Source organism: Flavobacterium azooxidireducens (assembly GCF_023195775.1).
Classification (GTDB): Bacteria; Bacteroidota; Bacteroidia; order Flavobacteriales; family Flavobacteriaceae; genus Flavobacterium; species Flavobacterium azooxidireducens.
Genome location: NZ_CP096205.1, coordinates 1,007,483 through 1,023,939, shown reverse-complemented (window position 1 = coordinate 1,023,939; position 16,457 = coordinate 1,007,483). Strand labels below are relative to the sequence as shown.

Here is a 16,457-nt window from a genome sequence, read left to right as displayed (position 1 = left end):
CTTGAAAACTACGTATAATTATAATTTTGTTGTGTCAATTAAAGCATGCTTTTTTTGGCTCATTTTACTTTTAAGTTTCACCGCATTTTCGCAAGAAGATGATGATTTAGAAACTCCCACAGATTCTGTTGGTTATAATGTTGGAAAAGTAGAATTGAACAATCCACCAAGTATTGTCTCGGCTTATACCTATGATCCGGTTACTGATCGTTATATTTACAATAGTAAGTTGGGCGAATTCAATATTAATTATCCAGTTATTTTAACGCCAAAAGAATATGAAGAATTGGTGCTTCGCGAGTCGATGCGAAATTATTTTAAGCAAAAATTAGACGCTATCGATGGTAAAAAAGAAGGCTCAGAAGATGCTAAAAAAGATTTACTGCCGCGTTATTATGTAAACTCCGGTTTTTTTGAAACTATTTTTGGAAGTAATACCATTGATGTTCAGCCACGTGGATCAGTTGAAATAGATTTGGGAGTTCGTTATACCAAACAAGATAATCCTTCCTTTTCTCCACGAAACAGAACAACTACTACTTTTGATTTTGATCAACGGATAAACATGAGTTTAACCGGAAAAGTTGGAACAAGATTAAATGTAAATGCCAATTATGACACGCAATCAACATTTGCATTTCAAAACTTAATTAAGTTAGAATATGCTCCCGAGGAAGATGCTATTCTGCAAAAGTTAGAAGTAGGTAACGTTAGTATGCCGCTAAACAATACTTTAATTCGTGGTGCACAGAGTTTATTTGGAGTGAAAGCACAGTTGCAATTTGGGCGAACAACAATTACCGGTGTTTTCTCCGAACAAAAATCACAAACACGCTCCGTAACCGCAGAAGGAGGAGGAACAGTGCAAGACTTTCAAATGTTTGCTTTGGAATATGATGCAGACAGACACTTTTTCCTTTCTCAATATTTTAGAAACAGATATGACGGTTCTTTAAGACAATATCCAATGATTGATAGCCGTGTTCAAATTACACGTATCGAAGTTTGGATTACGAATCGTCAAAACAGAGTTAATACTTCGCAAGAAGGAAATAATTTAAGAAATATTATTGCTCTTCAAGATTTAGGAGAAGCTCAATTGCCCGGATTAACCGATGCCGAAGTTGTAGGGATAGATCCAATTCCTCCAGGTTTCTTTAATGTGATGGCTAACACACCTTCCAAAAACTCTAATAATGACTTTGATCCAGCTTTGATTCAAAGTGGTAGTGGTTTGTTGCGTCCACAAATTAGAGAAATAGTAACTTCAAATGAGGGGTTCAACTATAATGCTGTTGAAGGATTAGATTATTCAAAACTAGAAAATGCCAGAAAATTAACGCCCAATGAATTTACTTATCATCCACAATTAGGGTATATTTCGCTTCAGCAAAAATTAGCAAACGACGAAGTTATTGCAGTAGCCTATCAATATACAATCGGAGATGATGTCTATCAAGTAGGAGAGTTTGGAAATGATGGTGTAGAATCAACAGTTGTAGATCCGGGAACAAATATTCCTGTAACTCAATGTTTGGTTTTAAAAATGTTAAAAAGTAATTTAACAAATGTTGATAAGCCAATTTGGAATTTGATGATGAAAAACATCTATCAAATACCGGGTGCATTTCAACTTGAACAAGAAGATTTTAGATTTAACATTTTATATTCGGACCCATCACCTTTAAATTACATTACATTAACCAATCCGTTGCCTTCGCCTGAAGATGAAGTTTCGGAAACGCCACTATTAAGAGTTTTTAACGTTGACCGATTAAATTATACAAATGATCCGCAACAAGGTGGAGATGGGTTTTATGACTTTATACCCGGTTTAACTGTTGATAGTCAAAACGGACGATTGATTTTCACCACCGTTGAACCTTTTGGTAAACACTTATTTGAAAAATTGAAATCAAGTCCTGGTGAAGATTATAACAATACAATTACGGGATATAATGCCAATCAAAATAAATATGTTTACCGCAGTATGTATCGCAGCACGCAGGCGGCCGCACTTCAGGATAGTGAGAAAAACAAATTCTTACTTCGCGGACGTTATAAATCTTCTGGAGGAGACGGAATTCCAATCGGAGCATTTAACGTACCAAGAGGATCGGTGGTTGTAACGGCTGGCGGACGAACATTGGCAGAAGGAATTGATTATACCGTAAACTATCAATTAGGAAGAGTTAGAATTTTAGACCCTTCACTTCAAGCATCTGGAACACCAATCAACATTTCGGTAGAAAACAACTCCGTTTTTGGTCAGCAAACAAGACGTTTTATGGGAGTGAATGTGGATCATAAATTTTCAGATAAATTCCAAATTGGTGCAACCTATTTAAGAATGACAGAACGACCATTTACACAAAAATCTTCGTTTGGTCAAGAGTCTGTAAACAATTCTATTTTTGGATTTAATGGAAATTATTCAACAGAAGTTCCTTTTTTAACTAGATTAGTAAATAAATTACCAAATATAGATACAGATGTTCCCTCTAACATTTCTGTTCGTGGTGAAGTCGCTTTCTTAAAACCAGGTACACCAAAAGCAGATAATTTTGATGGTGAATCAACATTATATGTAGATGATTTTGAAGGTTCTCAATCAACAATTGATATGAAATCTGCATTAGCTTGGAGCTTGTCTAGTGTGCCGCTTCATAATAATGAAAGTACCTATAATTTTGGTGAAACATTAACGGGAAGAGATACAGGTTTTAAAAGAGCAAAATTAGCATGGTACACTGTAGATCCAATTTTCTATACAAGTCAAAGGCCAAATAGTATTTCTGATGAAGAAATGGCTTTAAACAGAACAAGAAGAATCTTTATAAACGAAATTTTTCCTGTAACAGACATCGCTCAAGGACAACAAACTGTTATCAATACTTTAGATTTAACCTATTTCCCTACAGAGCGAGGACCATACAATTACAATCCTTTAACAACATCAGACAACACATTGCCAAATCCGGAAACAAATTTTGGAGGGATTATGCGAGCCATAAATTCTACTAATTTTGAACAAGGAAATGTGGAGTATATTCAGTTTTGGATGATGGATCCTTATCATGGAACAGACGAATTTAATCCGGCAAATACGGGAGAAATTTATTTGAACTTAGGAGAAATTTCAGAAGATGTTTTAAAAGACGGAAGAAAGCAATATGAAAATGGTTTGCCGGGAGTAGGCTCAACTCAGCCAACCATACCTACATTTTGGGGTAAAGTTCCTGCTTCTCAATCGCTTATTTATGCATTTGATACAGAAGATGGAAATAGAGCTCTTCAAGATGTTGGTCTAGATGGTGTTAATGATGAAGAAGAAGCTCAATTAGACGGATTGCCTGCTGTTTTTCAAGGTTTTACAGATCCGGCGGCAGACAACTATCAATTCTATTTAGATGCAACCGGAAATGTGATCGAACGCTATAAAAACTATAATGGTTTAGAAAGAAATTCTCCTGTAAATGTTTCAGATAATAATAGAGGAAATTCAACCTTACCGGATACAGAAGATATCAATAGAGATAATACGATGAATACGATTAATGCGTATTTTGAATATAAAATTGAAGTAGCTCCCAACATGGTAGTTGGTCAAAATTATATAACAGACATTGTTCCTGTTGCAGCAATTCCACCAAGCAGCAGTGGGCCTGGTTTACCTGAGGCAAGATGGCTTCAATTTAAAATACCTGTATCTCAATTTCAAAATAGAATTGGAAGTATCTCAGATTTTCGTTCCATTCGATTCATGAGAATGTTTATGACCGGATTTACAGAAGAAATGACAGTGCGTTTTGGTGTTTTAGAATTAGTACGTGGCGAATGGAGAAGATTCTTAGGTACATTAGATCCAAATGAAACTGTAGCAGAAGATGAAGATGATAATACAGCTTTTGATGTTCAATCTGTCAATATTCAAGAAAATAGCAACAGAACACCAGTTCGATATATAATGCCTCCTGGAGTTAATCGTGAGCAATTGTTCAATAACAATACCGTTATTAATCAGAACGAACAATCGCTTTCTCTTCGTGTTGCCCAAAAAAATACTAGTCTTCCTGGAGGTTTGGAACCAGAAGATTCAAGGGCTGTATTTAAAAATTTAGAGGTAGACATGCGTCAGTTTGAAAAACTAAAAATGTTTATTCATGCCGAAGCAATAGAAAATAATGTTGATGCAAATAGATTGCAAGACGATGAAATGGTTGCTTTTATCCGTTTTGGAAATGACTTTACGCAAAACTTCTACCAAGTTGAAATTCCGCTGAAAGTTACGCCTCATGGAGCAACCGTTCCAGAAGAAGTTTGGCCGGAAGCTAATGAAATCGACTTAAATTTAGCATTGCTTACTCAGCTTAAAATTTTAGCAATCAATGGAGCCAACCCTAATCCGGATGAAATTTATTTTCAAGATGAGGATCAATTGGATCCTTCAACAGCATCCAAACCCAATAAACTTCGTTTAGGGATAAAAGGAAATCCAAACTTTGGATTAGTAAGAACGTTGATGATTGGATTGCGAAATACCAAAACGGGTCAGGTTGAATTAGAAAGTATTCGAGGTGAAGTTTGGTTCAATGAATTACGTGTAGCCGGATTAAAAAATAAAGGTGGATATGCCGCTATTTTGAATGTAGATGCCAATGCCGCCGATTTTGCTACAGTTTCTGCAACCGGTAGAATGAGTACTATTGGTTTTGGAGCTTTAGAACAAGGCGTAAATGAAAGAAGTCGAGAAGACATGCAACAATATGACATTGTAACCAATATCAATGTTGGTCAGCTGCTTCCAAAAAAATGGGGAATTAATTTACCGTTTAATTATGCTATTGGCGAACAAACCATTACGCCAGAGTATGATCCTTTTAATCAAGATATCAGACTCGAACAACTAATTGACATAACACCGGATGCTGCAGAAAGAGAAAATATTGAAAAAAGAGCGGTCGATTATACCAAACGAAAAAGCATAAACTTTATCGGTGTAAGAAAAGAACGCGGAGCCGAACAAAAAGCCCGTGTGTATGATGTTGAAAATTTCACGCTTTCTCATTCGTTTAATGAGGTAGAAAAACACAATTATGAAATTGAAGATTTTATCGATCAACAAACCAGAACATCTGTAGATTATGCCCACACATTCCAAAACAAACCGATAGAGCCTTTAAAAAGCAATAAGTTTTTGAAGAAATCGCAGTATTGGAAATTATTGAGCGACTTCAATTTTAATTATTTACCATCAAATATAAACTTTAGTACAAATGTAATCAGACAGTTCAACCGTCAGCAATTCAGACAAGTTGAAGTAGAAGGAATTCCTCTATCTGCTTTGTATAGAAGAAATTATTTATTCAACTATCAATACGGTTTCAATTTCAATTTAACAAAATCATTGAAATTAAATTATACTGTTAGCAGAAGTAATATTGTTCGAAATTATTTTGACGAACAAGGATTTCCGGAAGAAGAAAATAGAATTTTTGATGATTATTGGAATATTGGTACACCCGATCAACACAACCAACAATTTGTGTTGAATTATGAAATTCCTTTGAATAAATTACCGTTTTTAACTTTCTTAAAATCCAATTATTCTTATACGGGTACTTACAGCTGGATGCGTTCTTCCGATGCATTATCAACATTTGAAACAGAAGACGGATTTGTGTATGATTTAGGAAATACTATTCAAAATTCTGGCTCTCATCGATTAAATGCAACCATGAACATGGATATGTTTTACAAATATATCGGTTTAACAAAAGGACCAAAAAAGCCGGCAACGCAACCAAAACCTGCTGCACCGAAACCGGGTGAAAAAATTGTGAGTACCAGACAGCCACAACAATCGGAAGGTAGTGTGTTTATGGATGGATTGATTGGTGTTGTAACAAGTGTAAAAAACATTCAAATAAATTATACTCAAAACGAAGGAACAGTTTTGCCTGGTTATACACAATCATTAGGCTTTTTCGGAACATCAAAACCAACTACCGGATTCGTGTTCGGACTTCAAGACGATGTGCGTTACGAAGCTGCACGTAGAGGATGGCTTACCATTTATCCAGAATTTAACCAAAATTATACGCAAGTTGTTACAAAACAATTAAACGGTACAGCAAAAGTTGATTTATTCCCTGATTTTACCATCGACTTAACGGCCGATAGAAATTATATGGAAAATTATACCGAACAATATGATGTTGAAAGCGGTATTTATAATTCAAGATCACCATATACAACAGGAAATTTTTCAATTTCAACTGTTTTAATTAAAACTTCTTTTAGTAAAAGTGATGAGTTCAATTCCGCTGCTTTTCAAGATTTCAGAGATAATCGTATAGAAATTGCTAATCGTTTGGCAGCACAATATTATATAGGTGATATTCCAAGAGTAACTGATCCGTCTAATCCTAATTTTGGTTATCCGGTAGGATTTGGAAGAAATAGCCAAGCCGTTTTAATTCCATCATTCTTAGCAGCTTATTCAGGAAAAGAATCGGGCGGAGTTTCTCTAGGTGCATTTAGAGATTTTCCTCTTCCAAACTGGACAGTAAAATATAGTGGATTAATGCGTTATAAATTCTTTAAAGATAGATTTAAGCGTTTTTCATTACAACATAGTTACAAAGCGGCTTATACAATTAACTCTTTCCGTTCTAATTTTGAATTTGAACAAAATCCTAATCAGTTAGATCAAGGAGGTAATTTCTATAATAAAACGCTGATTCAAAATGTAAACCTTGTTGAGCAATTTAATCCATTGATTCGAGTAGATTTTGAAATGCAAAACTCATTTAAGTTTTTAGCCGAAATGAAAAAAGATAGAGCATTATCTATGAGTTTCGATAATAATTTGCTTACCGAAATTCAAGGATTAGAATATGTGGTTGGACTTGGTTTTCGATTTAAAGATGTCACTTTTACCTCTGCTTTAGCAGATAATCCACAAGGTGTGATTAAAAGTGATATCAATATTAGAACAGATTTCTCATTTAGAGATAATAAAACAATTGTACGTTATTTAGATTATGATAACAATCAATTATCTGGAGGTCAAAATATCTGGTCTGCTAAATTAACTGCAGATTATGCGTTTAGTAAAAATCTTACAGCAATTTTCTATTACGATCACACTTTTTCTAAAGCAGTAATTTCTACGGCTTTCCCGTTAACCAACATTAGAGCAGGATTTACTCTACGATATAATTTTGGAAATTAACAGAAAAATTAATCAAAAAATAGTTTAAAATAATCGTATAAAAATTACATTTGTAGAAACAATTTACAATAATGAATATACCATCAAATTTAAAGTACACAAAAGACCACGAATGGGTTAGTTTAGAGGGAGACGTTGCTACTGTAGGAATTACCGATTTTGCCCAAAAAGAATTAGGCGATATTGTTTATGTAGAAGTAGAAACCCTTGATCAAACATTGGATAAAGACGAAGTTTTTGGAACTGTAGAAGCAGTAAAAACCGTTTCCGATTTATTTTTACCTTTAGCTGGTGAAATTATAGAGTTTAATGAAGACCTTGAAACCAAACCGGAAAGTGTGAACACAGATCCGTATGGAGATGGGTGGATGATAAAAATTAGAGTTTCTAATCCAAACGATTTTGCTGATTTATTAACCAGTGAAGCTTATAAAGATTTGATTGGTGCATAAAAAAAACTTTCTTATTCTTGCCTTGTTTTTTTGGATAGTATTTATCACAACATTAAGCTTGGTAAGTTTGAATGGTTTGCCGAAAGTTTCTCCTGAAAATGGAGATAAATACGTTCATTTTATATTCTATTTTGTTTTAACTTTATTACTTATTTTAACTTTGGTAAATAAGTTTGGACTAAAACGTTCAATTATTATCTCTTTCGTTATTGCTGTTTTTTATGGCATAATTATTGAAGTATTACAAGGTGTTTTAACCGAAAACAGAAGACCCGAATTAGCAGATGCTTTATTCAATTCCTTTGGAAGTTTTGTAGCAACAATTGTTGTTTACCTAAATAGAAAAAGGTTAAATTTTATAAAATAATTTTAATTTTTTTGACAAATAGCTATATTAGCAACTCAATTAACGAATTATGGAACCAAAAAAGAACTCAAATGTTGACCCTAAGCGAAATAGTTCGCTCTATTTTCAGCTTGGATTAGCTGCTATTGCTATACTTTCTTATTTAGCAATAGAATTAAAAACATATGAAAAAGACTTATCTGGTCTTGAAAAGAAAGTGGATAACAGTTTCTTAGACGAAGATGTGCCGGTTACAATGCAATTGAATACACCACCGCCACCGCCACCGCCACCGCCACCAGCTCCAGAGGTTATTAAAATTGTAGAAGATAAAAAGGAGATCAAAGAAGTTGAAATTCAATCTACTGAAACAAACCAAAAAGAAGAGGTTGTTAAAGCAGAAAGAGTGGTTGTTGCAGAAGTGGAAGAACCAGAGGTTGACGTTCCTTTTGCAATTATCGAAGACGTTCCTTTGTTTCCAGGTTGTGAAAGCGTAGCTAAAGACAAAAGAAAAGACTGTTTTCAAGAAAAAATTCAGGCTCACATTAAGAAAAATTTTACCTATCCGGATGCAGCAATAGATGCAGGTCACCAAGGAAAAGTATTCGTGAGTTTCGTAATAGAAAAAGATGGTAGTGTGTCAATTGCAAACATGAGAGCACCTTACCCAACTTTGGAAAAGGAAGCAAAAAGAATTATGACTAAACTTCCGAAGATGACTCCAGGAAAGCAAAGAGGAAAACCAGTTAGAATGACGATGAGTATTCCAATTACTTTCAAATTAGATCAATAGTTTTTAGATAAAACATACCATAATCCGCTCAATTTGAGCGGATTATTTTTTTGGCATAACTTTTGGTTTCTATTTTTTATAACTAATCCATAGAAACCATGAGAAATTTAGATGACTACCCAAATGTAAAGCACAACGGAAAAATTTACTTCCAACTTGGGCTTTTGGCAAGTTTAATTGCTGTTTATTTTATTATTGAATTAGAAACTCCGGCATCAGACCTAGATGCTTTTGAAAGAAAACAACCGATTGATCTTTCAGAAAAGGATTATATTCATGATTTTACTATTGAAAAAGAACCTCAAAAGGAAATTGCAAAAGTTGAGCCCAAGCCGAAATTAACACCTCATAAGCCGGTTGTTGATACATTTAAGCCAATTGACAACAGTAATCCTGAACCTGAAAATGTTGAAACAGCTTCACCTGATGATACGCCTTTGGAGAATCTTATCCCAACAGAAACACCAACAACTTCATTAACAGCAGACATTCCAACAGTGAAAAAAAGTTCTTATGAAGGATATGAATTAGACGAATTGCCAACTTTTGCAGCTTGTTCAGGTTTAAAAGGAGATGCTCAAAAAGTCTGCTTTAATGAACAAATGAAAAAGTACTTGCAAAGGAACTTACAATATCCTGAAACAGCACGAGAAAACAACAAACAAGGTTCGGTTTATGTAGAGTTTGTTATTAATTCAAATGGTTCAATTAGTGGTGTAAAACCTGCAAATGCGGCAAAATTCAACGATAAAGATTTAGAAAAAGAAGCCTTAAGAGTAATCAGTAAATTGCCAAATTTAAAACCCGGAAAGATAAAAGGTGAGCCGGTTAATGTGCGTTATACAATCCCAATTACATTTCGCTTAAGTAAATAAAAATATTTATAGCTAAAAAGCATCCCACTTCGGTGGGATTTTTTATTTTTACGCAATGGATATCAAACAATATTTAGATTCAACGTATTTAAAAACAGCTGAGCAAGCCGGATTGTCTTTTGAAGAAAATAAAAAAGTAGTTCAAGGTTTCATTTCCGAAGCCATTCAAGAACGCTTTAAACTTATTATGATTCGACCGGATATGGTTGCATTGGCAAAAAAAATGATTTCAGAAGCCAAATCAAAAGTGTTGATAGGAACTGTTATTGGTTTTCATGAAGGAACAGTTAGTATTGAAGAAAAACTTTCAGAAGCAAAAAAAGCTATTGAAGACGGTGCAGATGATCTGGACTTTGTTGTTAATTATGAATTGTTTAAAGTCGGTCAATCAAGTTTAGTGAAGGAAGAAGTTTTAAAATGTACACAACTCGGATTATCGCACAACAAAACTGTAAAATGGATTATTGAAGTTGCCGCTTTAACAGACCAACAAATTGTGCAATTATCTGCATTGATAAAAAATGTTGTAATTGCCAATTTTAAAGAAGACAGCTATTCGTCAGTTTTTGTAAAATCGTCTACTGGTTTTTATAAAACACAAGATAACAAACCTAACGGAGCAACAGTTTCAACCATCATAATGATGTTAGAAAACAGTTCTCCGTTGCCTGTTAAAGCAGCGGGTGGAGTACGAACGTATCAAGAAGCAATAGAAATGATTAATCTTGGCGTAAAAAGAATAGGAACTTCTTCAGCAAAAGCAATTGCAGCAGGATTGGTGGCAGATGGTAATTATTAATTAAGTCTCAAATGAAAAAATATAGTATTCTTTTAGTGCTTTTTGTTTCAGGGTTTTTGTGGTCTCAAGGCAAAAAAGTAGAACAATTTCCGGTTTTTCCATCGTGTGAAAATAAATTCAACGAAGAGTTGGAAAGTTGTTTTTATGATGAAGTACAGCAAAAAGTTTTCACAAATTTTAAAGTTCCACAAAATGTGATAGACAATAATTTTAAAGGAAATTTTATTGTTTTGTTTGAAGTTAATAGTGAAGGAAAATTCATCATGCAATATTCGGATGCTGCTTATCCTGAATTAAATGAAGAAATCAAACGAGTTTTTAATGAAATGGAACCAATTGGTCCGCCAACTTATGCAGGAAATCCAACGTATTCAAGATATTCTATTCGCATCAGTATTCCGTTGCAAGATCCGGTTCAGGCAAAATTGGCTAAAGAAGAAGCAGCTAAAAAAAGTGCTTCCGAATTTAAAGTCAATAAAAATGAATTGGATGAATATGATAATATCAAATATGAAAAATTTTCAAATCCTCAGTTTCAAAGTCATTTAAATATACCATTTTCTCACAGTAATTATGCTCAATTTGATGCAGCTTTAAATCAAGTGGGTTCAAATAATCACACATCTTCCAAACCATATACATATTCCGAAGTAAATAAATATTATAATTTGGAAGAAGCCAATCAAAAATTAATGAAAAATAAAACCGGTTGGTGGGGAAGAAAATTTTGGAACGAAAATTTAGTCGCCATTCAAGGGAAAGATTATTGGTTTACAATGAATCCTATCTTAGATTTAAGAGTTGGAAAAAGCAGCCCAAGCGAAGCAAGTTACACCTACCAAAACACCAGAGGTCTTCAAATTCAAGGTGGTTTGGGCAAGCAATTAAATTTTACAACTTCCATTTATGAAAGTCAAGGAAGATTTGCCGATTATTACAACCAATATGCCGAAAGTATTGCTCCTTCCGGAGGAAATCCAGCTGTCATTCCGGGAGTAGGAATTGCCAAAAGATTCAAAGATGATGCCTATGATTTTCCGTTATCCGAAGCAAATTTAACTTATACACCAAGCGATTTTATCAATCTTCAATTGGGTTACGGAAGAAATTTTATTGGTGATGGTTATCGTTCGCTTTTAACAAGTGATGGAGCCAGTCCGTATCCGTATTTTAAAATCAACACCACTTTTTGGAAAATAAAATACACTAATACGTATATGTGGTTAAAAGATATTCGTCCGGAAGCCACTCTCGACGGGACCTATGGAACTAAATATATGGCCAATCATTATTTAAGTTGGAATGCATCCAAACGTTTAAATATAGGTTTTTTTGAATCTGTAATTTGGACAAATACCAATGACAGAGGTTTCGATTTTAGCTTTGTTAATCCAATAATTTTCTATAGAACAGTAGAATTTAATTCATCTTCCAAAACAGGAAATGCTCTTTTGGGATTAACCGCAAAATATAAATGGAGCAATCAAGTTGGATTGTATGGTCAATTTTTAATTGATGAATTTTCATTAGCCGATGTAAAGGATGCCAATCAAAGTTGGAAAAATAAATTTGGTTATCAAATTGGAGCAAAATACTATAATGCTTTCAATGTAGAAAATCTGTTATTGCAATTGGAATATAACCACATCAGGCCTTATGTTTATTCGCATAGCACACCCATCACAAACTATGGTCACAATAACCAAAGTTTAGGGCATCAATGGGGTGGGAATGCCAAAGAAGTAGTTGCCATTGCCCGATATTTTAAAGGAAGATGGTTTGGTGATGCAAAATTAACCTACGGTGTTCGTGGTTTAGATTTTGATACAGCCGAAAATTCTTTTAATTATGGAGGAAATATTTATAAAGATTACGACGATCAAAGACCTTTTGATACTGGTGTAAGTATTGGTCAAGGAAATAAAACCACAATTATGATTGCCGATTTGCAAGCGGGTTACTTAGTAAATCCGGCTTCAAACCTAAAAGTTTTTGCCAATTTGATTTACAGAAGTTTTGATCCAACGCAAAATACGCTAACCACTTTTAAACAAGATACAACTTGGTTTTCTGTTGGATTGAGAGCAGATTTGTTTAATTGGTATTTTGATTATTAATTTAACACCAATTTTCTAATTTGTTCAATTCTTTTTAAAGTTTCTAATTTGTATCTTTGCCGAAGTTTACAAACAATGAAACAAGTCTTGAACGCAACCCAAAATTCGTTTACAATTCAATCTCTTTATTTTGATTTTAAGCAAATCACTAAAGCAGGGTTGTCTATTAGCGTTGTTTTTTCATCAATAGCAGGTTATTTTTTAGGGATTTTAGATATTTCAACCTTCAGTTGGATTACTTTGTTGATGCTTTCTGTTGGTGGATATTGCATGGTTGGAGCTTCCAATGCGTTTAATCAAATTATCGAAAGAGATTTAGATGGTTTGATGGAACGAACTAAAAACCGTCCAATTGCTGCCGGAAGAATGTCAGTAAACACAGCCTTTATTTTAGCGACGGTTCTAACCCTAATTGGATTGATAATTTTATATCTGATAAACCCTAAAACAGCGATGTTTGGGGCGATTTCAATTTTTTTATATACTAGTGTTTATACGCCATTAAAAACCCTTACGCCACTTTCTGTTTTTGTGGGAGCCATTCCGGGAGCTATTCCGTTTATGTTAGGATGGGTAGCCGCAACCGACGATTTTAGTTTAGAAGCAGGAACGTTATTTTTAATTCAATTCTTTTGGCAATTTCCACATTTTTGGGCAATTGGTTGGTTTTTATATGATGATTATAAAAAAGCAGGTTTTTTTATGCTTCCAACCGGAGAAAAAGACAAAGGAACGGCCTTGCAAATCATATTATATACCATTTGGTTGATTATTGCTTCGTTGTTACCGGCAATTTTTCCGTACATCGGAATAGTAGGAAGTCGATTATATTTAACGCCGGTTTCAGCAATTGTTGTATTTTTGCTCGGAATTTGGATGTTGTACTCCGCATTTGAATTATATAAAAAACGTGACAGCAAAGCTGCCAGAAAATTAATGTTGATTAGTGTGAGCTATATAACCCTTCTTCAATTGGTTTATATTGCAGATAAATTTTTACGATAATTATGGAAATGACCGCTCAGGAATATCAAAGTAGAAAAGGACAATCGTATAAATTGTTGCTTTGGTTTGCTATGATTAGTATGGTAATGATGTTTGCCGGATTAACGAGTGCATACATCGTGAGCACTTCGAGAAAAGATTGGCTTGAGGATTTTGTGTTGCCCCAAGCATTTATCATCAGTACCATTATAATTATCATTAGTAGTTTAACCTTTCATTCGGCATTAACTACAATTAGAAAAAATGATCGAAACAAAACATCTTTGTGGTTGTTGGTTACGTTGGCATTGGGAATTTTGTTTGTAATTTTCCAATTTATAGGATTTGGTCAAATCATAGAAATGGGCTATTTTTTTACAGGAAGTGAAAGTACAGTCAATACTTCTTTTCTATATATCATAGCAATTTTGCACATGGCTCACCTTTTTGCAGGGCTGTTGGCACTTTTAATCATAATTTATAATCATTTTAAACAAAAATACAATTCAACTCAAACCCTTGGAATTGAGCTAGGTGCAATGTTTTGGCATTTTCTTGATATATTATGGATTTTGTTGTTTTTATTTTTCTATTTTTACTAATAGAAAAAAAATGTAAATTTGGGAACTTTTTAACTAATAACTAAATATGGGAGCGACAGTTACTACAACTGAAGAAAAAATCTGGGACGGCGGAAACGAGCCAATGGGAGCAAGTTATGGCAAAATGATGATGTGGTTTTTCATTTTATCAGATGCTTTAACCTTTACAGGGTTCTTGGCAGCTTATGGCTTTTCTCGATACAAATTTGCCGATAGTTGGCCAATTGCCGATGAAGTGTTTAATCACTTTCCTTTTTTGCATGGTCATGATTTGCCGATGCTTTATGTGGCGTTAATGACTTTTATCTTGATTTTCTCATCTGTAACGATGGTGCTTGCCGTGGATGCAGGTCATCACATGAAAAAATCGAAAGTAGCTTTTTATATGTTTTTAACCGTTATTGGCGGATTGATCTTCGTTGGATCACAAGCCTGGGAATGGAAAAACTTTATTAAAGGTGAATACGGTGCAATCGAAACAAAAGGAGGAAGTATCATCCAATTTGTTGATGCAGAAGGAAAACGATATAAAGTGTCTGATTTAGCGGTTACTTTGCCAAAAGATCGTGCTCAACACGAACGTAAAAACGGTATTTGGTTTACCAGTGAAGCTTCTTTGCCGGACTATTCTGTTGCAGAAGTAATAGAAGGTTTCAAAGCCAATCCCAACATTTATGTTAGAACGCAAGAAGCCTATTTTGATAAAAATGATAAAAAGGGAGTTCATCCAACTTTAAATAAAGAGAAGCACAAAACTATTTTAACCAGAGAAGAATCATTAGCTCGTTTAAACGATGCAGTTCATGTGGTTCAAGGAGCTAGTTTGGTTAGAAATGAATACGGAAGCAAGCAGTTTGCTAATTTCTTTTTCTTTATTACCGGATTCCACGGATTCCACGTTTTTTCTGGGGTTGTAATCAACTTTATCATCTTCTTAAATGTAATTTTAGGAACGTATGAAAAAAGAAGAAGTTATGAAATGGTTGAAAAAGTTGGATTGTATTGGCACTTTGTAGATTTAGTTTGGGTATTTGTATTTACCTTCTTCTACTTAGTATAATTTTAAAAAAGTATTTAAGAAAATGGCACACGAACATAACTTAGCAATTTTTAGAGGTAGACTTAAATTTAAGTCGAATGAACAAAAAATTTGGGGTGTACTGATTTTACTGTCTATCATTACAGCAATAGAAGTAGTATTAGGTATCTATAAGCCAGCCGGATTAATGTCGCCTTGGATGACTCCTTTTGAAGGTGGTTTGGGAGCAACATTGATGAATATCATTTTATCTCCTTTCATCTTTTTGATTCCGTTAAACTTTATCTTTTTAGTTTTAACTATCGTAAAAGCCTACTACATCACATGGGATTTTATGCACATGAGAGATGAAAAAGCAAGTTTGAGAAAAGCTGTGGTTTGGACATTTGTTTTCCTTGCACTATACATCGCTTTGATCTTTTTGTTAGAAGGTGATTATATTTATGAGATTTATAAAACTTCCTTTATTAAATGGAATTTTTAACACCATATTAGTTAAATAAAAAGGTACGCATTGCGTACCTTTTTTTATTTTTGCACTAAATAAAATGCAATTGAAATGAAAAAGAATATCGTTCTGTTTTCTTTGTTTATACTTCCCATCGTAGCTTATCTTTTCTTTGCTTCCGGAGTACATAATTTTACTCATTTACCAACCGTTACAGAGTCTATTCCTGATTTAAATAACTGGAAAAATAATAAAGGAGAACAATTTTCATTAGAAGATAAAATTACCGTTTTAGTTTTTCCTGGAACACAAATTCTTTACAATAAAGGAGATGCTTTCAATTTGAATCAGAAGATTTATGAAAAAGTAATGGGTTTCAAAGATTTTCAGCTTATTTGCATTGCTCCGATTGGAACAGAAGAGCAAACGGTTGATTTAAAAGAAGAGTTAGGTAGAATTTCAGACATGTCTAAATGGAATTATGTTTTTGCATCTCCTGAAGAAATTAAGAATTACTACAGTCAATTAAATTTAATTGGTCAATTAGATGAAAATTTAAGAACACCCAATGTTTTTATCATCGATAAAGAAAGAAACCTAAGAGGTAGAAAAGGAAACAATAAAAAAGGAGAACCCGAATACAAAGAAGGTTATAACTCTATTTCAGCTGCAGATTTGCACAATGAAATGGGCGACGACATTAAAATCATTTTAGCACAATACCGTTTGGCATTAAAGAAAAATAGTGCCGACAGAAAGAAATAA

General features: G+C 33.8%; 12 protein-coding genes. All 12 read left to right on the top strand.

The window, feature by feature from the left end; genetic code table 11:
• Position 1: 1 nt before the first annotated feature.
• The gene (gene sov / locus M0M57_RS04580) at positions 2–7,237 is read left to right on the top strand and encodes a T9SS outer membrane translocon Sov/SprA (protein WP_248435803.1); all 7,236 of its coding nucleotides are present in this window, start codon (positions 2–4) and stop codon (positions 7,235–7,237) included.
• A gap of 71 nt (positions 7,238–7,308) precedes the next feature.
• Positions 7,309–7,689, top strand: coding sequence for a glycine cleavage system protein GcvH (gene gcvH / locus M0M57_RS04575; RefSeq protein ID WP_248435802.1), 381 nt, complete (start codon positions 7,309–7,311; stop codon positions 7,687–7,689).
• Complete coding sequence (locus M0M57_RS04570; RefSeq protein WP_248435800.1) at positions 7,682–8,056, top strand: VanZ family protein; 375 nt, start codon at positions 7,682–7,684, stop codon at positions 8,054–8,056. Before gcvH ends, M0M57_RS04570 begins: the two co-directional genes overlap by 8 nt.
• 49 nt (positions 8,057–8,105) lie before the next feature.
• Positions 8,106–8,828 (top strand): energy transducer TonB, encoded by a 723-nt coding sequence (locus M0M57_RS04565; RefSeq protein WP_248435798.1) that lies wholly within the window; start codon positions 8,106–8,108, stop codon positions 8,826–8,828.
• 98 nt (positions 8,829–8,926) lie between these two features.
• Positions 8,927–9,703 (top strand): energy transducer TonB, encoded by a 777-nt coding sequence (locus M0M57_RS04560; RefSeq protein WP_248435796.1) that lies wholly within the window; start codon positions 8,927–8,929, stop codon positions 9,701–9,703.
• 55 nt (positions 9,704–9,758) lie between these two features.
• Positions 9,759–10,502: a deoxyribose-phosphate aldolase gene (gene deoC, locus M0M57_RS04555; protein WP_248435795.1), complete on the top strand. Its 744-nt coding sequence runs from the start codon at positions 9,759–9,761 to the stop codon at positions 10,500–10,502.
• A gap of 11 nt (positions 10,503–10,513) precedes the next feature.
• Positions 10,514–12,619 carry a capsule assembly Wzi family protein gene (locus tag M0M57_RS04550; protein WP_248435793.1) on the top strand — a complete coding sequence of 702 codons (2,106 nt, stop codon included), beginning with the start codon at positions 10,514–10,516 and terminating at the stop codon, positions 12,617–12,619.
• Positions 12,620–12,706: 87 nt separating this feature from the next.
• Entirely contained in the window at positions 12,707–13,624 is a 918-nt protein-coding gene (gene cyoE / locus M0M57_RS04545; protein ID WP_248436728.1) for a heme o synthase, read from the top strand.
• 2 nt (positions 13,625–13,626) lie between these two features.
• A complete protein-coding gene (locus M0M57_RS04540; RefSeq protein WP_248435791.1) occupies positions 13,627–14,205 on the top strand; it encodes a cytochrome c oxidase subunit 3 in 579 nt (192 codons plus the stop codon).
• Positions 14,206–14,251: 46 nt separating this feature from the next.
• Complete coding sequence (locus M0M57_RS04535; RefSeq protein ID WP_248435789.1) at positions 14,252–15,265, top strand: cytochrome c oxidase subunit 3; 1,014 nt, start codon at positions 14,252–14,254, stop codon at positions 15,263–15,265.
• A gap of 22 nt (positions 15,266–15,287) precedes the next feature.
• Positions 15,288–15,728 carry a cytochrome C oxidase subunit IV family protein gene (locus M0M57_RS04530; RefSeq protein WP_248435787.1) on the top strand — a complete coding sequence of 147 codons (441 nt, stop codon included), beginning with the start codon at positions 15,288–15,290 and terminating at the stop codon, positions 15,726–15,728.
• A 75-nt stretch (positions 15,729–15,803) separates the two neighbouring features.
• Positions 15,804–16,457 (top strand): hypothetical protein, encoded by a 654-nt coding sequence (locus M0M57_RS04525; RefSeq protein WP_248435785.1) that lies wholly within the window; start codon positions 15,804–15,806, stop codon positions 16,455–16,457.

Bases quoted from the DNA above. Each gene is read 5' to 3' on its own strand.
- gcvH (WP_248435802.1), top strand. From the start codon at position 7,309: ATGAATATACCATCAAATTTAAAGTACACAAAAGACCACGAATGGGTT.
- M0M57_RS04565 (WP_248435798.1), top strand. From the start codon at position 8,106: ATGGAACCAAAAAAGAACTCAAATGTTGACCCTAAGCGAAATAGTTCG.
- M0M57_RS04560 (WP_248435796.1), top strand. From the start codon at position 8,927: ATGAGAAATTTAGATGACTACCCAAATGTAAAGCACAACGGAAAAATT.
- deoC (WP_248435795.1), top strand. From the start codon at position 9,759: ATGGATATCAAACAATATTTAGATTCAACGTATTTAAAAACAGCTGAG.
- M0M57_RS04550 (WP_248435793.1), top strand. From the start codon at position 10,514: ATGAAAAAATATAGTATTCTTTTAGTGCTTTTTGTTTCAGGGTTTTTG.
- M0M57_RS04540 (WP_248435791.1), top strand. From the start codon at position 13,627: ATGGAAATGACCGCTCAGGAATATCAAAGTAGAAAAGGACAATCGTAT.
- M0M57_RS04535 (WP_248435789.1), top strand. From the start codon at position 14,252: ATGGGAGCGACAGTTACTACAACTGAAGAAAAAATCTGGGACGGCGGA.
- M0M57_RS04530 (WP_248435787.1), top strand. From the start codon at position 15,288: ATGGCACACGAACATAACTTAGCAATTTTTAGAGGTAGACTTAAATTT.
- M0M57_RS04525 (WP_248435785.1), top strand. From the start codon at position 15,804: ATGAAAAAGAATATCGTTCTGTTTTCTTTGTTTATACTTCCCATCGTA.